General features: G+C 63.3%; 21 protein-coding genes and 1 riboswitch. Of the genes, 14 read left to right on the top strand and 7 right to left on the bottom strand.

Going from position 1 to position 20024, the window contains the following annotated elements; translation table 11 throughout:
* Window positions 1–106: 106 nt before the first annotated feature.
* Complete coding sequence (locus ACLEJW_RS03455) at window positions 107–283, bottom strand: hypothetical protein (RefSeq protein WP_440776980.1); 177 nt, start codon at window positions 281–283, stop codon at window positions 107–109.
* Window positions 284–424: 141 nt separating this feature from the next.
* On the opposite strand from ACLEJW_RS03455, the gene ACLEJW_RS03460 reads away from it, so the two are divergent.
* From ACLEJW_RS03460 to ACLEJW_RS03475, 4 genes are read left to right on the top strand one after another with little or no spacing between them, the layout of a single operon-like run.
* Entirely contained in the window at window positions 425–880 is a 456-nt protein-coding gene (locus ACLEJW_RS03460) for a (2Fe-2S)-binding protein (protein ID WP_313294935.1), read from the top strand.
* Complete coding sequence (locus ACLEJW_RS03465) at window positions 880–3129, top strand: molybdopterin cofactor-binding domain-containing protein (protein WP_440776981.1); 2250 nt, start codon at window positions 880–882, stop codon at window positions 3127–3129. Before ACLEJW_RS03460 ends, ACLEJW_RS03465 begins: the two co-directional genes overlap by 1 nt.
* Window positions 3130–3147: 18 nt before the next feature.
* Complete coding sequence (locus ACLEJW_RS03470; protein ID WP_440776982.1) at window positions 3148–4494, top strand: c-type cytochrome; 1347 nt, start codon at window positions 3148–3150, stop codon at window positions 4492–4494.
* Window positions 4495–4535: 41 nt separating this feature from the next.
* Window positions 4536–5549: an XdhC family protein gene (locus ACLEJW_RS03475; protein WP_440776983.1), complete on the top strand. Its 1014-nt coding sequence runs from the start codon at window positions 4536–4538 to the stop codon at window positions 5547–5549.
* A gap of 9 nt (window positions 5550–5558) precedes the next feature.
* Here the strand turns inward: ACLEJW_RS03475 and ACLEJW_RS03480 are convergent, their stop codons facing one another.
* A complete protein-coding gene (locus ACLEJW_RS03480) occupies window positions 5559–6368 on the bottom strand; it encodes a substrate-binding periplasmic protein (RefSeq protein WP_440776984.1) in 810 nt (269 codons plus the stop codon).
* 179 nt (window positions 6369–6547) lie between these two features.
* Entirely contained in the window at window positions 6548–6868 is a 321-nt protein-coding gene (locus tag ACLEJW_RS03485; protein ID WP_145186463.1) for a hypothetical protein, read from the bottom strand.
* A 182-nt stretch (window positions 6869–7050) separates the two neighbouring features.
* Between ACLEJW_RS03485 and ACLEJW_RS03490 the strand changes: the two genes are divergently transcribed.
* The 3 genes from ACLEJW_RS03490 (at window position 7051) to ACLEJW_RS03500 (ending at window position 9958) form a co-directional block, all read left to right on the top strand.
* Window positions 7051–8568, top strand: a complete 1518-nt coding sequence (locus ACLEJW_RS03490) for an MDR family MFS transporter (RefSeq protein WP_313294930.1) — start codon at window positions 7051–7053, stop codon at window positions 8566–8568.
* Window positions 8569–8696: 128 nt separating this feature from the next.
* Window positions 8697–9398 carry a DUF3053 domain-containing protein gene (locus tag ACLEJW_RS03495; protein WP_145186469.1) on the top strand — a complete coding sequence of 234 codons (702 nt, stop codon included), beginning with the start codon at window positions 8697–8699 and terminating at the stop codon, window positions 9396–9398.
* A gap of 173 nt (window positions 9399–9571) precedes the next feature.
* The gene (locus ACLEJW_RS03500; protein ID WP_440776985.1) at window positions 9572–9958 is read left to right on the top strand and encodes a hypothetical protein; all 387 of its coding nucleotides are present in this window, start codon (window positions 9572–9574) and stop codon (window positions 9956–9958) included.
* A gap of 18 nt (window positions 9959–9976) precedes the next feature.
* Here ACLEJW_RS03500 and ACLEJW_RS03505 read toward each other — a convergent pair whose 3' ends face one another.
* Window positions 9977–10741 (bottom strand): hypothetical protein, encoded by a 765-nt coding sequence (locus ACLEJW_RS03505; protein ID WP_440776986.1) that lies wholly within the window; start codon window positions 10739–10741, stop codon window positions 9977–9979.
* A gap of 98 nt (window positions 10742–10839) precedes the next feature.
* Window positions 10840–11328: a cysteine hydrolase family protein gene (locus ACLEJW_RS03510; protein ID WP_313645864.1), complete on the bottom strand. Its 489-nt coding sequence runs from the start codon at window positions 11326–11328 to the stop codon at window positions 10840–10842.
* A 195-nt stretch (window positions 11329–11523) separates the two neighbouring features.
* On the opposite strand from ACLEJW_RS03510, the gene ACLEJW_RS03515 reads away from it, so the two are divergent.
* Entirely contained in the window at window positions 11524–12459 is a 936-nt protein-coding gene (locus ACLEJW_RS03515; protein ID WP_440776987.1) for a LysR family transcriptional regulator, read from the top strand.
* Here ACLEJW_RS03515 and ACLEJW_RS03520 read toward each other — a convergent pair.
* Window positions 12456–13646 carry an MFS transporter gene (locus ACLEJW_RS03520; RefSeq protein ID WP_440776988.1) on the bottom strand — a complete coding sequence of 397 codons (1191 nt, stop codon included), beginning with the start codon at window positions 13644–13646 and terminating at the stop codon, window positions 12456–12458. The genes ACLEJW_RS03515 and ACLEJW_RS03520 overlap by 4 nt on opposite strands.
* A gap of 161 nt (window positions 13647–13807) precedes the next feature.
* Between ACLEJW_RS03520 and ACLEJW_RS03525 the strand changes: the two genes are divergently transcribed.
* The 5 genes from ACLEJW_RS03525 (at window position 13808) to ACLEJW_RS03545 (ending at window position 17974) form a co-directional block, all read left to right on the top strand.
* Complete coding sequence (locus ACLEJW_RS03525) at window positions 13808–13975, top strand: DUF2986 domain-containing protein (protein ID WP_313455234.1); 168 nt, start codon at window positions 13808–13810, stop codon at window positions 13973–13975.
* Window positions 13976–14011: 36 nt separating this feature from the next.
* A riboswitch (cobalamin riboswitch) is annotated at window positions 14012–14208 on the top strand.
* A 119-nt stretch (window positions 14209–14327) separates the two neighbouring features.
* Window positions 14328–15338, top strand: a complete 1011-nt coding sequence (locus ACLEJW_RS03530) for an ABC transporter substrate-binding protein (protein WP_440776989.1) — start codon at window positions 14328–14330, stop codon at window positions 15336–15338.
* Window positions 15335–15775 carry a pseudoazurin gene (locus tag ACLEJW_RS03535; protein ID WP_145186496.1) on the top strand — a complete coding sequence of 147 codons (441 nt, stop codon included), beginning with the start codon at window positions 15335–15337 and terminating at the stop codon, window positions 15773–15775. Before ACLEJW_RS03530 ends, ACLEJW_RS03535 begins: the two co-directional genes overlap by 4 nt.
* Before the next feature lie 155 nt (window positions 15776–15930).
* The gene (locus tag ACLEJW_RS03540) at window positions 15931–16917 is read left to right on the top strand and encodes a DUF1852 domain-containing protein (protein WP_145186499.1); all 987 of its coding nucleotides are present in this window, start codon (window positions 15931–15933) and stop codon (window positions 16915–16917) included.
* 28 nt (window positions 16918–16945) lie between these two features.
* Window positions 16946–17974, top strand: a complete 1029-nt coding sequence (locus ACLEJW_RS03545) for a methionine synthase (RefSeq protein ID WP_145186502.1) — start codon at window positions 16946–16948, stop codon at window positions 17972–17974.
* Between the two features lie 9 nt (window positions 17975–17983).
* On the opposite strand, the gene ACLEJW_RS03550 is transcribed toward ACLEJW_RS03545, so the two are convergent.
* The gene (locus tag ACLEJW_RS03550) at window positions 17984–18862 is read right to left on the bottom strand and encodes a hypothetical protein (protein ID WP_313455241.1); all 879 of its coding nucleotides are present in this window, start codon (window positions 18860–18862) and stop codon (window positions 17984–17986) included.
* A gap of 187 nt (window positions 18863–19049) precedes the next feature.
* On the opposite strand from ACLEJW_RS03550, the gene ACLEJW_RS03555 reads away from it, so the two are divergent.
* The gene (locus tag ACLEJW_RS03555) at window positions 19050–20021 is read left to right on the top strand and encodes an aliphatic sulfonate ABC transporter substrate-binding protein (protein ID WP_440776990.1); all 972 of its coding nucleotides are present in this window, start codon (window positions 19050–19052) and stop codon (window positions 20019–20021) included.
* Window positions 20022–20024: the final 3 nt, after the last annotated feature.

A 20024-nucleotide genomic window follows, 5' to 3' on the forward strand; every position in this document is an offset into this window, starting at 1 on the left:
TCGTACAGCTCGCGTCCTCCGGCTACGCCGTCGGGGGTGCTACGCACCCTGGGCCCTCCAGGCGCCTACGTTCGGCCTCCTGAAGTCGCAATTTGCGTTGCCTGAACTACCGCGCGCTTAGAAGCAACAGCAACAGCAACAGCAACAGCAACAGCAACAGCAACAGCAACAGCAACAGCAACAGCAACAGCAACAGCAACAGCAACAGCAACAGCAACAGCAACAGCAACAGCAACCGCTGCGCTGCGCTGCGTGCATGCACGGTGTCGCTTGCGTATTTCAACGAATTACTTGCCTGATCCTCCGAACCCGCACGCTGCCACAAACCCATGATCGTACCCCTGTGCTAGCGTTCCACAATCGGGGAACAACGCATTCCCTACCTCCATAAAAACGCCCCCAACCGTTAATCAGCAGGTGAGTCATGGAACTTCGTATCAACCAGCAGACCTATCAGGTCGATGCCGACGCCGACACCCCCTTGTTGTGGGTACTGCGTGACGACCTGGGCATGACCGGCACCAAATACGGCTGCGGCCTGGCCCAATGCGGCGCCTGCTCGGTGCTGGTCGACGGCAACGTCGTACGCGCCTGCGTGACCCCCGTCGCCGGCGTGGTCGGTCGCGAAGTCACCACCATCGAAGCCGTCGAAGCCGACCCCGTCGGCAAACGCGTGGTCGCCGCCTGGGTCGAACACCAAGTCGCCCAATGCGGCTATTGCCAGTCCGGCCAGGTGATGGCCGCCACCGCCCTGCTCAAGCATGCACCAAAGCCCACCGACGCGCAGATCAGCGCCGCCATGGTCAACCTCTGCCGCTGCGGCACCTACAACGCCATCCATGCCGCCGTCCACGCCCTCGCCCAAGAGGAGCAGGCCTGATGAACACGCCCCGCGATCTGCCCCCGGAACTGCTCAAGCTGCAACACGGCGAAACCGTCAACCTGTCGCGCCGACGCTTTCTCGCAGGCTCGGCCGTCGGCGCCCTGGTGCTCGGTTTCGGCCTGCCGCTGGGCTCGGCGCGCGTGCAAGCAGCGGCGCCTGCCGCCGCTGAACGCGGTACGCAAGTCCCGGCCTTTCTGGAAATACGCCCAGACGGCAAAGTGCGCCTGCTCAGCCCCTTCATGGAAGGCGGACAAGGCCCCTTCACCGCCATGGCGCAGATCGTCGGTGAGGAACTCGACGTCGACCCGGCCAACTTCCTGGTCGACAGCGCACCGCCGGGCGATGCCTATGTAGTGATGGAAAACGGCATGCGCATCACCGGCGGCAGCATGTCGGTGCGCATGAGCTACCCGACCATGCGCCGCCTCGGCGCGCTGGCCAGAGCGATGCTGATACAGGCCGGCGCTGAACAGCTCAAGGTCCCGATGGGCGAGCTGAGCACCGAACCAGGCAAGGTCATCCACGCAGCCTCCGGACGCTCGCTGAGCTACGGCGAACTGGCCAGCCGGGCCATGGACCTGCCGGTGCCAGACCCTTCCAGCATCGCCCTGCGCGACCCCAGTCAATTTCGCTGGATCGGCAAACCCGTGCCGCGTCTGGACGCCTACGACAAGTCCACCGGCAAAGCCCAGTACTGCATCGATATCAAGCTTGACGGCATGCTTCACGCAGCCGTGCAGCATGCGCCGCGCTTGGGCATGACCGTCGGCGGCCTGCGCAACGAAGCAGAGGTCAAGGCCATGAAAGGCGTGCACTCGGTGCACTCACTGCCCGGTGCCGTGGCGGTGGTCGCCGAGCGCTGGTGGCATGCCAAGCGCGCGGTCGAGGCCATCCAGGTGGATTGGCAAGAACCACCCGCCGATACCCCGCTGCGCGTGATGCCAGCCGATTTCTCCAGCGATGGCTGGCGCGAGCACCTGGCCAGCGTCAATGGCCCGGCCCGCGACGAAGAGAACCAGGGCGACGTCGCCGGAGCATTGGCCAAGGCCACGACCCAGGTCGAAGCCAGCTATCACAACCAGTACCTCAACCACGCGCAACTCGAACCGCCCTCTGCCCTGGCCCGCTTCAACGCCGACGGCACCCTGGACGTCTGGCTGCCCAATCAGGCACCGGACATGTTCCGCGACGACATTGCCAAGCGCACCGGCCTTGAGGCTGCGCAGATCAACCTGCACTCACCGCTGCTCGGCGGCTTCTTCGGTCGCCACTTCCTTTATGACTCGGCCAACCCCTACCCCCAGGCCATTGCCCTGGCCAAGGCTGTGGGTCGCCCAGTCAAGCTGATCTGGAGCCGTGAAGAGGAGTTTCTGCGCGACGTGCTGCGGCCGCTGGCGGTGGTCAAGTTCCGCGCCGGGCTCGATGCCGATGGCCTGCCAGTGGCCATCGAGGCGATCAGCGCCACCGAAGGGCCGACCGAGGCACTGGCCGGCAAGCAAGGCGACAAGGTCGACCCGACGGCGCTCGAAGGGCTGTCGGGCAAGTCCTACGCAATCGCCAACAAGCGCATCGCCCAGATCTACGTCAAAGGTCCGGCCATGCTCGGCTACTGGCGCTCGGTGGGCAATTCGCTGAACGACTTCTTCTACGAGTCGTTTCTCGATGAACTGGCCGACAAGGGCGGCAAGGATCCGTACGAACTGCGCCTGCACCTGCTGCGCGACAACCGGCGTCTGACCACGCTGCTGCAGGCGGTTGCCGAATTGTCGGGTGGCTGGAAGCGTGGACCGTTCACCGCCGAAGACGGCAGCAAACGCGCCCGAGGCATCGCCATGGCGTCGCCGTTCGGCTCGGAGGCGGCAGCGATCGCCGAGGTGTCGATCGAGAACGGCCAGGTCAGGGTGCACGACATCTGGCAGGCCATCGACCCTGGCAGCATCGTCAATCCGGCGATCATCGAGCACCAGGTCAACGGCGCGGTCGCGTTGGGCCTCTCGCAGACGTTGGTCGAGGAGGCGGTGTACGTGAACGGCAAACCACGGGCGCGTAATTACGACCTGTATCCCATCCTGCCCCCCGCGCTGATGGCCAGGGTGCATGTGCGCATCGTCCAGAGCGGGGCGAAGATGGGCGGGATTGGTGAGCCGCCGTTGCCGGCCGTGGCCCCCGCCGTCGCCAATGCGGTCGCCCAGCTCACCGGCCAGCGCGTACGCAGCTTGCCGCTGAGCCGCCATACCTTCAGCTGACCGGACCAGGACCGCCCCATGACCCACAGTCGTTTCAAGAGAACCGCTGCCTGGCTGGTACTGCCCTGCCTGGCGGCCGCTGGGCTGCTGGCCTGGTATGTGACCCGCGAGCCTGCTTCACCGTTCGCCGGCGACAGCAGTGCCAGCTTCGATGCTGCGTTGATCAGCCATGGCGAGTATGTCGCACGCCTGAGCGATTGCGTGGCCTGCCACAGCCTGCCCGAGCACAAGCCCTTTGCCGGTGGGCTGGAGATGGCTACCCCACTGGGTGCCATCCACGCCACCAACATCACCCCGGACCGCGAAACCGGCATCGGCAACTACAGCTTGGCTGACTTCGACCGCGCCGTACGCGAGGGTGTCGCACCCGGTGGTCGCCGCCTGTACCCGGCAATGCCCTACCCGTCCTACGCCAAACTCAGCGACGACGATGTCAAGGCACTGTATGCCTTCTTCATGAAAAGCGTGCAGCCCGCCCGCCAGGCAAATATCCCCAGTGACATACCGTGGCCGTTGAACATGCGCTGGCCCATCGCCGTGTGGAACGGCCTGTTCGCCGCCGATGCCCCCTACGCGGCCAAGGCCGAACAGGATGCGCTGTGGAATCGCGGTGCCTACCTCGTCCAGGGCCCTGGTCACTGCGGCAGTTGCCATACACCGCGAGGCCTGGCGTTCAATGAGAAAGCCCTGGATGAGAACGGCAAGCCGTACCTGGCCGGGGCGCTGCTCGATGGCTGGTACGCACCGAGCCTGCGCGATGATCCCAACACTGGGCTCGGGCGCTGGAGCGAAACGGACATCGTGCAGTTTCTCAAGACCGGGCGTAACCAGCACGCGGTGGTCTACGGCTCGATGACCGAGGCATTCAACAACTCGACGCAGTTCATGAGCGATGAAGACTTGCGCGCCATCGCCCGCTACCTTAAGTCGCTGCCCGGTGACCCGCAGCGCGATGGCGCGCCGTGGCAGTACCAGGCCGTCTCCGCCGCCACCCGCCTGGACCAGCCTGGCGCGCACACCTATGTCACTCGCTGTGCGACGTGCCATGGCCTGGACGGCAAGGGTCAGGCCGAGTGGATGCCGCCGTTGGCCGGTGCCACCTCAGCGCTTGCCAAAGAGGACGCCTCCGCGATCAACATCACCCTCAACGGCTCGCAACGCATCGTCGCCGGCGGCGTGCCGGATGCCTATCGCATGCCCGCGTTCCGCCAGCAGTTGTCAGATCAGGAGATCGCCCAGGTGCTGAGCTTTGTCCGCAGCACCTGGGGTAACCAGGCCAGCGCGGTGGACGCCGAGGCGGTCTCGAAGCTGCGCGAACGAACCGACCCCGCCAGTAGCAGTCCGATCATCTTGCACATGCGCTAGCCGCGCCGCTAGCGATTGAATCAGCACGCTGAAGAGGCTTCATGGAAAGTATTGACCTGTTGGTATTGCGCACCGCCCGAGATTGGCTGCGCGCGGGCGACGACGTGCTGTTGGCCACGGTGGCCCGCACTTGGGGCTCGTCGCCGCGCCCGGTGGGGTCGATGATGGCCTTGCGTGGCGATGGCCGAGTGATCGGCAGCGTCTCTGGTGGTTGCATCGAGGATGACCTGATCCACCGCTACACCACAGCCTATCAAGGCGCGGGCATGCCCAACGGTGCGCCGCAGGTGGTGCGCTACGGCGTCAGCGCCGATGAAGCGCAGCGTTTTGGCCTGCCCTGCGGCGGCACCTTGGAGTTGATTCTGGAGTTCAATCCGGACCTTGCCAGCTTCGAGCGTCTGCTGCCGCTGCTCGACAGCGGCAACTTGGTGCGCCGGCAGGTGGACGTCAACGATGGCCGGGTCGAACTGAGCGCCACGCGCGCGCCAGAGCAGTTCAGCTTCGATGGCCGGCACATGCTCAGTACCCTGGGGCCGGGATTTCGCATGCTGCTGATCGGCGCTGGGGTACTGGCCGAGTACCTGGCCACCATGGCGTTGTTCAATGGATTCAAGGTGGCCGTCTGCGACCCGCGCCCGGAATACATGGACGGTTGGAACGTTGCCGGGGTCGAGAAGATCATCGGCATGCCCGATGACGTGGTACGCAGTTTCGCCCCGGATGTGCGCAGCTGCATCGTCGGCTTGAGCCACGATCCCAAACTGGACGACCTGGCGCTGCTCGAAGCCCTGCAAAGCCCGGCCTTCTACATCGGCGTGATCGGCTCACGACGCAACAATCAGCTGCGCCGCGAGCGCCTGATCGAGCACTTTGGCGAAACCCAGGCGTCAATGCAGCGTCTGCATGGACCGATCGGCATCTACATCGGCAGCAAGACCCCTGCAGAGATTGCGGTCAGTGTGATGGCCGAGATTCTCGCGGTGAAGAATGACGTGGCGCTGCCAGGTGCCGTGCGGGTCAGCGAAGCCAAGCGAGCACTCGAAACCGACGAATGACGCCGCGACTCAGGGGGCGGCTTCGGCCTGCTGGCGCCAACGTTCCAGGTGCTGCTCGACCAGTCGCTCAGGCATGGGCCCTGCTGCCAGTTCTTTCATCTTGCGCGCCAGCTGCTCGCGAAGCTCAGGGGTGTTGCAGGGAGACTCGCGCGACATCGCAAGGTAGAGCCCCTCGCTGGCGACTGCAGGTTCGAGCACCTGCAATTGCGCTTGCCAGCCTTGGGTGCGCACCAGCGCCATGCCCGGGTACTGCTCGTAGATCAGGTAGTCATTGCGTTTGAGCAGCAGCTTCTCGAACGCCTGGCGAGCGCCCGGCACGGCTTCGAGTTGAAGATGGGCCTTGGCGTAGTCGTCGAACTGCTGCCCATGGCTGTTGCTCACCAGCGTCCCGCCGCGGCGCCCCTTGAGGTCGGCCCACTCGCGATAGGCAAACGCATCGTGCTGGCGTACCCAGACCACGCTGTTCACATGCAGGAAGGCCGGTTGGATGAAGTCCATCTGCGCCTGGCGCTGTTGCGTCTGGAAGTACCCGGCCATCAGGTCGATTCGACCGCTGCGTACCTCTTCCTGCGCCCGTGACCATGGCCCGCCGTACAGCACCTCGACCTGCAAGCCAAGCACCTTGCCCACCCGTTTGAGCAACTCGGCGTTGGCGCCAATCAGGTGCTGCGGGTCTTGCGGGTCGCGCCACAGATAAGGAGGATATTCCGGATTACCGGTCGCGGTCAGCCGGGTACAGGGCGGTTGCGCCAGAGCAAGCAACGGCAGCATCAACACCGCGATCAGCGACGAACACTCGCAAGCTCGATACCGGATCATCTGAACCCCTCGCTGGCCGTGGCGTGTGGCGGCCAGGACGGGGGGCGGGGGGTTGCCGCGGATTAGGCCGCGGGCGACCTGCCAGTGGCGCGCTGTTCACAGTTTGGCTGAGGATCGGCCAGACGCCAGGGTGCTCCGATGCATGGGCTTGAACATGATCTGGGGCGCGTGGCGCAGGTTTATCTGCACATACGCTTGATCGCGCGCTCGGCGGCGGCCTGGAAAACCCGGCGCAGCGCTTCGAGCTGATCTTGAGTAAGCGCCTTGGCGCAGGTCAGGCCTTGCAGAAAACCAATACCCCAGCCTTTGGTTTCGGCCAGCTCCTGGCGATCGAGGGCATCGGCGATATCACCAAGGTGCAGTGCCGCAGGGTGTTCGTAACGGTCTTCCAGCGCCAGTTTGCGCAGCTCTTCCAGGGCGACCTTGAATTCGGCAGCGGCAACATCGTCCAGGCCCAGGTGCTCGTACTGCAGCAGGCTCAGACGGTCGGTGGCGGTCATCTTGGAATCTCCGTTTCACAGCAGTTTCAGAAATGCACCGAATGGGCCAAAACGCATCCGGGCGTAGGGCATTGGTGCTGGCGATATAGAACGTGTATATCACACCTGAGGTCTCTATCCCTAGTCTCCTGAGCTATCGGCCAGGCCCACTCGAACGCCTTCCCCAGCCTTCAGGTACTTGAATGCCGCAAATACCCCCTGAAACGACTGCCCCGGCCACGGCCGATACACCCACGCCAGCTTCGCTGCCTCTGCTGTTGGCCGCGCTGATGCTGGTGATGTTCCTCGCGGCCCTGGATCAGACCATCGTCTCCACGGCGCTACCGACCATCGTCAGCGACCTGGGTGGCCTGCGCTGGCTGTCGTGGGTGGTCACGGCCTACCTGCTGGCCTCCACGGTGGTGGTGCCGTTGTATGGCAAGTTCGGCGACCTGTACGGACGCAAGCGCGTGTTGCAGATCGCCATCGGCTTGTTTCTGCTCGGCTCGGCCTTGTGCGGCCTGGCCCAGAACATGACTCAGCTGATCATCTTCCGTGCCCTGCAGGGCTTGGGCGGTGGCGGCTTGATGGTGGTAGCGATGGCGGCCATCGGTGATGTCATACCACCAGCTGAGCGCGGCCGTTACCAAGGCCTGTTCGGCGGCGTGTTCGGCCTGGCCACGGTAGTCGGTCCGCTGGTCGGCGGCTTTCTGGTCGAACAGTTGTCATGGCACTGGATCTTCTTCATCAACCTGCCATTGGGCGTGGTGGCCGTGGCGGTGATTGGCAGCGTGTTTCAAACCCAGGTAGCGCCGGTCAAACATCAGATCGACTACATCGGCGCTGTCTTTCTCACCATCGCCCTCGGTGCGCTGGTGCTGTTGACCAGCCTGGGTGGCAGCCAAGTGCCGTGGGCGTCGCTGGATGTGCTGTGCCTGGTGCTGTTTACGGTGATCGGGCTGGTCGGCTTTGTCCATGAACAGCGCCGCGCGGCCGAGCCGATCCTGCCGCTGCACCTGTTCAGGCACCGCACCTTCGTGCTCGCCGGGCTGATCGGCCTGATCGTCGGCATGTCGCTGTTCGGGTCGGTGACGTTCCTGCCGCTGTACATGCAGGTGGTGAAAGATGCCTCGCCGACCAGTGCAGGCCTGCAGATGCTGCCCTTGATGGGCGGCCTGCTGGTGGTGTCGGCCATCACCGGGCGGCTGATCAGCCGCTGGGGGCGGTACCGGATCTTCCCGATCGCCGGCACCTTGTTGCAGGTGGTGGCGCTGGGTTTGCTCAGTCGCCTGCAGGTGGACACGCCGATGTGGCAGATGAACCTGTACATGGGGCTGCTGGGCGCGGGCCTCGGGCTGGTGATGCAGGTCCTGATCCTGGCGGTGCAGAACAGTGTCGAACGTCGCCACATGGGCGTGGCGACTTCCGGGGCCACGCTGTTTCGTTCGATTGGCGGCGCCGTCGGCGTGTCGGTGTTCGGCGCGCTGTTCTCGCATACGCTGCTGGCGGGCTTGCCTGCGGACTTCGCCGCCCGTGGCGCCGGCTCGGGGGGCTTGTCACCGAGCGCGGTGCATGCCCTGGAGGCGCCGCTGCAAGAAGCCTATCTGCAGGCGTTTTCCGGGGCGATGCAGGGTGTGTTCATGCTGGCCGCAGCGATCACCGCCGTGGCTTTTGCCCTGGCCTGGCTGCTACGCGAGGTGCCGCTACAGGCTGCTCGTTAAGTGACGCAGGCAGTCAGCGTCGGCCGCGCAGACGCTTGGCTTGGGTGCGAGCAGAGGCTATTCTTGCTCGCCGCGCCAGGCGGATCTTCTGCCCGGCGCCTGCCTACCACACAGGAAGAAGCACTGACATGAACGTCTCGATTCGTCCCCACTGGCTGCTTGCCCTAGCCCTGCCCCTGGCGCTGATCGCCTGTGGCGACAATGAACCGAAGCAGCGCGCCGCTTTCAGCGAGTTCCTCCAGACCCGCATCATCGACAAGCCGGGCATCCACGTGCCCAAGCTGAACAACGAGCAGTCCGAGGCATTTGGTCCGTACACCGAGCATTACGCGGTGATCACCGATTTCAACGGCGCCATGGACAACGCCGTGAAGCCCTTGGGCAACCTGCTGCAAAAAGGCGCCGTGCGCTCGCTGGGCGACATCACGGCGCGCCGTGACGATCTCAAGGCGGTGCAGGCCGGCCTCAACGACATGGGCAGCCAGTTGCAAGAGCAGAAGGCCAAGGCCGATAGCGCCCACGCCGCGCTGAAGCAGCCAGAGGACCTGAAGGCGGTGTATGACAAAGCCTATGAGCGCACCGTCACCGCCCCGGCCGATACCTTCCTGCAGGTGCTGCCGCAAATCAACGGCACCCTCGACAGCAGCCTGAACGTGGCCGACTACGTCGAAGCGCACAAAGCCCAGATCGAGATCAACGGTGCCATCGTCAAGGTCAACGACCCGCAGGTCCAGGCCGAGCTGAACACCATGCTGCAAGACCTGACCAACCAGGCCAAGACGGTGCAACAGGCGCAGACTCAGCTGCGCACGGTGATGCTCGGACGTTGAGCAAGCGCTGCCCCCGGCGTGGCGAATCTGCCTGCCATGGACGCTTAAGGTCCTGAGCGGATAGAACTTTTCCCCAATAACTTGTCTATCTGGGCATGCTCTAACGAGCGCTGGCGCCGCCGCAGCAGGCCGCGCCAGCGCAGTCCGATGACAACCTGGGGTTGCCTACGCACATGAAACATACCTTGATCAAACTGCTCGCTGCAGGCCTTGCCTGTGTGGCCCACGGCCAGGCCAACGCGACGCCTATGCGCGCTTTCCCGGCAGATCTGCCCAGCGCCCACACAGCTCAGGCGCCAGGCCACGCAGCAGTCAACCCCTGGCCGGCGCTGGCCAGCACCCGCGCTATCCAGGCTACCCCGCTGCTGGCCCACAACGACCGCTACTGGCATGACGGCCGCTGGCACTACCACAGCGATGATCGGCGCCGCGAACAATGGCGCCGCGCCCAGTGGCATCGCGAGCAGGCGCGTCGCGAAGCAGAACGGCGCCGTGACTGGGAACGCCATCACTCGCGGGCACATCGTCACGACGGCGATCACCGCCACTACCGTCGGTAAATCACCCAGCGCCGCCGCTCAGCGGCGCTGCAGCAGCTTGGCCACAACGAAAGTGGCCACTACTGCCAGCATCACGGCAGCGGTGATGGCTGGCACGGTGCCCCATGGCACGATGGTCATGTTGATCGCCAGATAGAAACCAAGCACACCGATGGCGCCGATAGCATTACCGCGCACGATCGCACCCAGCTCGTCATGGCCGCCCTGGACGTGGGCGAACACTGCCAACGGCCAGGCAATGATTGGAATCGGCGCCAGCAAGCCGCTGAGCACCGGCCCCAGCCACTGGGCGCAGGCGGTGATGACCAGCAGCAGCGCCGTCGCCGTCAACATGCGCATCGGGATGACCCAGCGCGGCAGGCTCACGACTTTGCTCTGGCCGCTGTGCGATGGCTTGGTGGTGACAGCGATGATGACGCTCAGCAACAGCAGCGTCAGCGCCACCGAAACACTCACCTTGCCCACATGACTGATCAGCACAGCGCTGAGCGCATAGACCAGCAGCGCCGCGATGCTGCCGATGAGCGCTCCTGATCGCTTTGTCATCTGATAATAGAAAAGGTAGGTCGCCTGTACCGCAGCCAGGCCCGCCAAGGCCCCAGGTACGGCTTGCAAGGCAAAACCAGGCCCCTGTTCGAGGCTCAGGAACAGCATTACCAGCGCGGACGTGACCGGCAGTCCCGACAGCAAGCCACCGATGTGCGTACCCCAGCGCTTGGCCGCCAGCGAAATGGCCAGCATCAAGGTCGGGGTGATCAAGAACTTGAGGTAGAAAACAGTCATTGGCGTGGGCAATCGCTAGAAATGGCGCTGGTGGATAAAAGAACCGAAGCATCGGCGTGTGCATGCTAAACCAGGCACGCAAGTATGACGCGGTTTCCTCAAGCGTATGATGGGGCGATGTCAGCCATCACCTCGGCCCGAGTGGTAAGGCGGCCGAAATGATGCTGCCAGAGCTCTGTACCCAGTTTGCCGGAGCGGTCCAGCGCCGAACCGACGGTCAGGTCGGTGACCAGTGTCGGGCAAAGGCCTGCGTCGAACAGCGCAAAGCCTGCGGCCAGCACGCAGGTTTCGGTTTGCATCCCGCACACCAGTACACGCGCCACCCCCAGTCGCTTGAGGTATTCGATCGCTGCAGCGGTTTGTCCGTAACCGTGCTTGACGAACACCTGGTCCACCTCGATCAGGCATTCATCTTCGGCGGCCGGGTGCCAGCCCAGTTGCTGTTGAAACGGCGTCACCGCCTCATCGTGCAACTCGATCGAGGCGATCGACGGAATGTTCGCCGAAAACAAGCGGATGCCATCGACCAGCCACTCCGGTGGGCTGAAGGTGGACTGCACATCGACGATCAGCAAAGCTTGCTGCATGAACCGCTCCTGAACACTGCAAATGGACGCGGAGTATAGCCGCAATGCTCGAGCCACTCACCGCTGCGCACGTCATCCATACCCTTGGCACCGGGTTGCTGGAACTTCGCCCAGGTGTCGGGGCTCATTGGCAGTTGCGGTTTGCACCCCATCGTGCGAATAAAACGGCTTTGATGATACTCAAGGAACTGGGTGATGTTTTCGTCTGAACGGCTCAAAGGGCTCGACGTGTTCGTCGCCGTGGCCGATCTTGGTAGTTTCACCGCAGCGGCCGACCGGCTGAACCTGACCGGCTCTGCGGTCAGCAAGAGCATGGCGCGCCTCGAGCAGCGCCTGGGTGTACGGCTGTTCAACCGCACCACGCGGACCCTGGCGCTGACCGAAGCGGGCGTCACCTTCTACCGCACCTGTACCTCGGTGCTGGCAGACCTGGAGCAGGTCGAGCATGCCCTTGGTGCCCAGGGCGACGAGCCCCATGGCAAGGTTCGCCTGGACCTGCCCGCGTCCTATGGTCGCCTGCACGTGCTGCCGCTGGTGCTGGCGTTCATCCACCAGCATCCGCTGCTGCAACCGCACATCTCGTTCTCTGACCGGTTCATCGACCCGGTCCACGAGGGTATCGATATCGTCGTGCGCATCGGTGGGCCGGATACCTGGTCGGCAGCGCTGGGTCATCAGTACTTTGGCGCGCAACGCCTGATCTTCTGCGCCTCACCCGCCTACCTCGCGCAGCACGGATGGCCACGCACCGCGCGGGATCTGGACCAGCACCACTGTGTTGGCTACGGCCATGGCGATGGCCAGGTCACCCCGTGGTTCTTCAAGGGTCGCCAGCCCGGCGAGATGGAACGGCGCACGCTGCAGACGCGTATTGCCGTAGGCGATGGCGAAGGCGAAGTGGCGGCGGTGCTCGCCGGGCATGGCATCGGCCAGCTGCCAACCTGGCTGACCCAGCGGCACATCGATCAGGGCACCCTGGTCGAGGTGCTGCCGGAGCTGGCCACCGATGGCCTGCCCATGCACCTGGTGTGGCTGAAAAGCCGTGAGAACCTGCCCAAGGTGCGAGCGCTGCTCGACTACCTGCTACCCAGGCTGGCGCCGCACGGTAGCCAGCCTGGTGCCCTGCCCTAGCGGCCGGGCTTGAGCCTGCGCACCAGCACGGCCAACAGCAGCGCCAGGGCGGCCACGGCGGCGGCCACGTAGCCGAGCCAGGCAACGCCCAGATTGGCGACTGTCATGCCGCCAACGATCGCGCCGATGCCGATACCGGCATTGGCCGCCGATACATTGGTCGTGCCTGCCAATGCCTGCGCCTGACTGACCGACTGCATGACCCGCACTTGGCTCACCGGATACAGCGCCGTGTTGGCAATCCCCCACAGGCCAAGCGCCACGCAGAACAGCCAGCCGCTGCCAGCCAGGGCCACCGTGGCAGCCATGCCCAACCCCAGCAGGGCCAGGAAACCGATGGTGGCGTTGATCGGCGAACGATCCACCGCCTTGCCGCCAATCCAATTGCCGACCAGGCCGATGGCGCCAAAGCCCATCATCCACCAGCCTACTTGTTGCGGCGCCACCCCCGCGACCCGCTCGAGGATATCAGCCAGGTAGGTGTAGGCGATGAACATCGCGCTGAACACCAGCACCGACAGCAGCACGTTGCCGAGAAACACGGGTTGCTTGAAGATCTGCGCCTGCTTGAGCAGGTCCACCTTGGCCGTGCGCGCAACCGTGGGCATGTACACCCACATGGCCACGGCCATGATCAGCGACAGCCCTGCCAGCAGCCAGAATGCACCGCGCCAGCCAACGGCACTGGCCGCGACGGTGCCCAGTGGTATGCCCAGCAACATGGCTGCAGAAATTCCCAGGTACACCCGCGAAACCGCCCGCCCGGCGCGCTGCGCCCCGGCCAATTGCCCGGCGGTTTCACTGGCAGTGCCCCAGAACACCGGCAGCGCCAAGGCAGGCACCACGCGCGCCAGCGCCAATAGCCAGAAGCTGTTCGATGCGGCGGCCACGGCATTGGATGCGGCGAACAGCAACAGGATGCCAATGAACAGCTTCTTGCGATCCAGGTGCGACAGCATCGCCGTCAGCGGTGGGCCGAAAATCATCACTGTGAACGCGAACAGCGTCACCAACTGCCCGGCAAGCGCGATGGAAATACCAAGATCCCGGGCCAACGCCGGGAGCAACCCGACGATCAGGAACTCGGTGGTGACGATCAGGAATGCGGAAAACGCCAGAATCAAGATGCTGACGCCTGCAGCCCGGGAGGTAGTACTCACTTGGGCGGATGTTTCATAAACAGACATTGAAGGGCTCCGACAGAGGGACACTCAGTTTATTCATTCCCTAAATGATGATTTATGGTGTTTTATCCCAACTGACATGAACTCATTTCATTAATTAATAAACCCGGCTGCGCATCAGGCCCGGGTACAATGCGCGCACCTGTTGCACAGCGAGCCGGAAGATGAACCGCCAGAAGAAACTCAAACAGCTGCTCAAAGCCCACCAGAAGAAAGCCAATGCAAAGCTCGCGCCCAAGAGCAACAAGCCCAGGTACATCAGCAAGGCTGACCGGTTGAAGCTCGATGATCAGACCAGCCAGGCCGGCACCGAGGCAGAGCCGCTGGCATAAAGGGCTTGCACGCCCTTTCCCTGGGCGGCTCGATGCTCTAGGATGCCGCTCGCCGGTTTCCATCACGGAATTAATAGGGAATCCGTCGTTCGCCCCCGGTGAGCCAAACGGAACTGCCCCCGCAACTGTAGGTGCCGAGCCTGCTCCATCAACGCCACTGGATGAATTCCGGGAAGGCAGGAGCCGGGCCATGACGCATCAGTCAGGAGACCTGCCGGCACATATCACCAACCGGCGGGGTGTCCGGGATGGCCATCCTCTGCCCTGCCTGGGGTTCTGTTCCATGTGTCCATGGGGCCTGGCGATGCCTGTCCTGCGTGCCTGCCGCGCACCGCTCGATAGGAGATCGCCCATGTTGCCCCGCCTGTACCTGTTGCTCGCCGCCATCAGCGCCCCCGCGCTGGCCCATGCCCAAGCCACGCACTACCCACTTACGGTGGAGAATTGTGGCGTAGCGCAGACCTTCGGCCAGGCGCCGCAACGCGCAGTGACCATCGGCCAGGCCGGTACCGAGATGCTCTACGCCTTGGGCCTGGGCAGCAAGGTGGCCGGCACTTCATTGTGGTTCAACAATGTGTTGCCTGAATTCAAGGCGCAGGATCAGCAGGTCGAGCGCCTGGCCGACAACGATCCCAGTTTCGAGGCAGTGGTCAACAAGCGTCCGCAACTGGTGACGGTGCAGTTCGAATGGATGGTCGGGCCCCAGGGTGTGGTCGGTACCCGCGAGCAGTTCAGCGAGCTGAACATCCCCACTTACCTGCTGCCTTCCGACTGCGAAGGCAAGGATAACCTGGTCGGCGCAGACGGCACTCGCCTGCAGCCGTTTCGCATCGACACGGTCTATAAAAGCGTCAGCGAGCTAGCCGCGATCTTCGACGTACAAGACCGTGGCGAAGCCTTGAACAACGACCTGCGCAGGCGGCTGGAGCGCGCCAAGCAGCATGTGGCCGGCAAGGACCTGTCGCACACCTCGGCGATGTTCTGGTTCTCCAGCGCGGATCTTGAGATCGATCCGTACGTCGCCGGTCGCCAAGGCGTGGCCGATTTCATGCTGCAAACCCTTGGCGTGCGCAACGTCGTGCAATCCCACGAAGAGTGGCCGACCGTGGGCTGGGAAACGCTGGCCAAGGCCAATCCAACCTGGATCATCATCGCGCGCATGGACCGCCGACGCTTCCCCGCCGACGATTATCACAAGAAGCTGGAATTCTTGCGCAACGACCCGGTCACCCGGCAGATGGAGGCGGTGAAGAATGGGCGCATCGTGATTCTCGACGCCGATGCGATGCAGGCCGGGATTCGCTTGTTCCGCGGCCTGGAAACCCTGTCGACGGCATTTGCCAGCGGTGAGGGCGGTCAATGAACGGCCGTACCACAGGCGCAGTGCTGGTACTGCTCGCGGCGGCCAGCGCTGCCACCGCTGCCCTCGGCGCAACCTTCGAGGTGAAGATGCTCAACCGTGGGGCTGGTGGAGCCATGGTTTTTGAACCCGACCATCTGCGCATTGCGCCGGGTGACAGCGTGCGCTTCGTGCCCACCCACAGCAGCCACAACGCAGCCAGCATGCCATCGCTGCTACCGGCCGGTGCCGAGCCGTTCAAGAGCCAGATCAGCCAACCCTTCGTGCACAGGTTCGCGGTGCCGGGACTGTACGGCATCCAGTGCATCCCTCACCTGGGAATGGGCATGGTCATGCTCATTCAGGTAGGCGCTGCGCAAGCGAAAGCCCCGGCATTGCCAGCAGACCTGCCGGCTCGGGCTGCATCACGCCTGCAACATCAGCTGCAAGCGCTCAAATAATCGCGCAAACAGTACGGCGCAGCCGTTGACGCCAACGATGCGCCGTCATGAACATCATCGAAGTAGCAGTGAAATCAATTCAGTATTAAGTGACAGCGGCCGCCCCTACACTACAACTCACTTTATTGAGCCCGTAAGGATTCGCGGAACTTGTCATGAACAGCCCAGCCTTTGATTTCACGCTCAGTCGCGTAGCGTTCGATGAACACTACCGGCCGGCCGACACCACGCGCATTACCACCAACTTCGCCAACTTGGCGCGGGGCGAGCACCGGCAAGAAAATCTACGCAATACGCTGGCCATGATCAACCACCGTTTCAACGCCCTGGCGTGCTGGGATAACCCCAAGGCAGAGCGCTTCGCGCTTGAGCTCGAGATTGTTTCCGGCGCTGTGCAGTTGGATTCGAACAGTGCTGCTGCGCCCCTGCCGCTGATCGAGATACTGCAAACGACGATTATCGATCGGCATACCCAGACGCGCACTGCTGGCATGCTCGGCAATAACTTCTCATCTTATGTGCGTGATTACGACTTCAGTGTCTTGTTGGCGCAGCATAATGAGCAACGGCCTAACTTCAGCGCACCGGAAAACTTCGGCGTGCTGCACGGGCAACTGTTCAAGCAGTTCGTCAACTCGGCGGCCTATCGTGAGCAGTTCGCCAAATCACCGGTCATTTGCTTGAGCGTTTCAACCAGCAAGACTTATCGACGCACCGACAATCACCACCCGGTACTGGGCGTCGAATACCGCCAGGATGCCCACTCCCTGACCGACCAGTACTTCGCTCACATGGGGTTGCAGGTTCGTTACTTCATGCCCACCGGCTGCGTCGCGCCGCTAGCCTTCTATTTCGCCGGCGATCTGCTCAACGACTACAGCAACCTCGAGCTGATCAGCACCATCAGCACCATGGACACCTTCCAGAAGATTTACCGCCCGGAGATCTACAACGCCAACGCAGCGGCGGGCGCGGTGTTCCAGCCCAGTTTGCAGCATGCGGACCACTCCTTGACGCGCATCGTCTACGACCGCGCCGAACGCGCGCGCCTGGCCGTCGAACAAGGACGCTTCGCCGAAGCGCACTTCATCAAACCTCACCAGGCACTGCTGCAGCAGTGGCTCGCCCGTCACGCTGCCTGACTCAGGCACTTCAACAAGGCTACTTTCCATGAACACATTGCTTCCTACCTCCACGGCCGGCAGCCTGCCCAAGCCTGCCTGGCTGGCGACCCCTGAAACCTTGTGGGCACCCTGGCAGTTGCAGGGCCAGGCACTGGATGACGGCAAACATGACGCGTTGCGCCTGGCCCTGCTGGATCAGCAACAGGCCGGGCTGGATATCGTCAGTGACGGCGAGCAGACCCGCCAACACTTCGTCACGACCTTCATCGAACATCTGCATGGGGTCGATTTCGACCGGCGCGCGACCGTGAGAATCCGCGATCGCTATGACGCCAGTGTGCCTACGGTGGTCAGCAGCGTGGCGCGGCAACGACCGGTGTTCGTCGAGGACGCCAAGCGTCTGCGACAACTGACCGGCCAGCCGATCAAGTGGGCACTGCCCGGCCCCATGACGATGATCGACACGCTGTACGACAGCCACTACAAAAGCCGCGAAAAGCTGGCCTGGGCATTTGCCGAGATCCTCAATGAGGAAGCCCGTGAATTGGAAGCTGCGGGGGTGGACATCATTCAGTTCGATGAGCCGGCCTTCAATGTGTTCTTCGATGAGGTCAACGACTGGGGCATCGCCACACTGGAACGCGCTGCGCAAGGCCTGCGCTGCGAAACAGCGGTGCACATTTGTTACGGCTACGGGATCAAGGCCAATACTGACTGGAAAAAGACCCTGGGGTCTGAATGGCGGCAGTACGAACAGGCGTTTCCCAAACTGCAGACATCGGCCATCGACATCATTTCGCTGGAGTGCCACAACGCGCGGGTGCCCATGGAGCTGCTCGAGTTGATCCGCGGCAAGAAGGTCATGGTTGGCGCCATCGATGTCGCCAACCATGCCATTGAAACGCCTGAGGAAGTCGCCGACACCTTGCGCAAGGCGCTGGCATTCGTCGATGCCGACAAGCTGTACCCCTGTACCAACTGCGGCATGGCACCGCTGCCCCGGCAGGTGGCCAGGGGCAAGCTGGAGGCACTGGTCAAGGGCGCCGACATCGTCCGCCAGGCGCTTGCGGGCTAGACGCTCGGCTCAGCGCTGCGCGTCGGTCGGCTGGTCAGGGGGCGTCAGTTGCAATACCCGGTCGCGGCCGCCTTCAGCAAGCAAGTAGCCGCCGTGGCCGTCGGCGACGATCGACTGCGGCGCCTTGAGGAAGGTCAACACGGTGTGCTGGGTGCCGTCCGGGTCGACCCGCAGCAGGCGTGCGCGGTGCGTGTTGTCTTCGCTGATCCACAAGCCGCGCTGGTCACACATCAGGAATGTCGGATGACTCAAGCCGCCGACCACGACAGGGTCATTGCCGTCTTCGGAAAGTGCCCGGACCACACCGGTGCCTTTTTCGGTGTAAAGCAGGTGGCCGCCATCGCAGCGCGCCAGGCCCTCGGTCTCGGTCAGGCCGGAACGCAATACCTCAACCTCCCCGCTCGCCCAATCGTAGCGCATCAGACGGCCATTACCTTTGCGATCTTCGATGGCATAGAGGTGGTCGCCGTCGTTCCACAGCCCCTGGACGCTCTCGCCGTGAAACAGGTCAGTGACTGTGCCGTTGCGCGACAGGCTGACCGGTGCGCTCCCGCCTTCCTGGCTGAATACCCAGCCGCCAAGCGCGGCGGTCATGCCGTCGGGCTTGGACAAACTGTCGATCAGCACCTGGCGCTGACCGTTGGCGGTGATCTTCAGGATGCTGCCTTTGCCATCATCCAGTTCGCGGCTGACCAGCAGACTGCCATCGGCTTGGGGCAGCAGCGAGGCGGCCTTGGCCACATCGCGGTGCAACACACTGACGTTCCAGCCATCGGCTGCCTGAACGGGGTAGAACGATTGCCAGGCGAAAAACCCGAGGGTGGCGCACAACAGGCCCGCGGTGACAATGAGAACGATGCGCGTGCTGCGCCAGTGGAGAATCGACATGGTTGGGCTCCTTGAAACTGGCGCGAATGCTAGCAAGAGCATGTGAAAATTTCGTCATCATACGACACAAACACAAAATGATATAAAAAGAACAAAACAATCTAACCAAATGGAATTAACGAATTGAAAGGCCCCTGCAGCCTCCTTACGCTTGGGTCACCGTTGCCCATCTCGAGGAACCTGCACCATGCCCTTTTCTTCCCTGCGCCGAGTGTTGCTCGGCGGCCTCTTCTTTAGCCTCGCCGCCAGCCTCTTGCCAAGCGCCTCGGCACTGGCCGAGCAAGCCAAGACACTGCGCATCGGCTACCAGAAATTCAACAGCATCAACATTCTGAAAAGCAGCGGCGCCCTGGAGAAAGCCCTGGCGCCAAAGGGCGTGCAGGTGAGTTGGCATGAGTTCGCTGCTGGCCCGCAATTGCTCGAAGCACTGAGTACCGGCGCCATCGACCTGGGGCACGCCGCCGATGCGCCATCGGTGTTCGCCCAGGCGGCCGGTAAACCGGTGGTCTACCTCGCCGCTGAACAACCCTATCCGCGCGGCATCGGTTTAGTCGTGCGTGAGCAGGACCAACTCAGCAGTGTCCAGTCGCTCAAGGGCCAGCGGGTGGCCACCGGTCGCGGCTGGAATGCCCAGTACCTGCTGGCGGTGGCGCTTGAACAAGCCGGCCTGAGCTACCAGGACATCACCCCGGCCTATGTCAACAATGCCGCCGATGCGGTGGCGGCGCTGCAGTCCGGCAGCGTGCAAGCCGCGACGTTGTGGGATCCGTTTCTGGCGGCGGCCGAGCGCCAGCCGGGCTTGAAGAACCTGCGCGATGGCAGCGGCCTGTCCAACAACCGTACCTTCTACTTGTCGACCGCCAGCTTTGCCGATCAGCACAAGGACCTGCTCAAGACATTCTTCGGCGAATTGGCCAAGGTCAGCCAGTGGGCTAACGCCAAACCCGGCGAAGTCGCGGCATTGCTGGCGCCGCAGCTGGGCATCAGCGCCAGTGTGCTGGAGGTAGCCAGCGAACGACGCAACTACAATGCGGTGGCGATCACCCCGCAGATCATCGCCGAACAGCAGAAGCTGGCCGATACCTTCCAGGGGCTGGGTCTGATTCCGCGCAAGCTGCAGGTGGCCGACGCGGTCTACCCCTCATCCGTGCTGCCTTGAGCG

This window comes from Pseudomonas sp. SMSB3 (assembly GCF_052041965.1).
Classification (GTDB): Bacteria; Pseudomonadota; Gammaproteobacteria; order Pseudomonadales; family Pseudomonadaceae; genus Aquipseudomonas.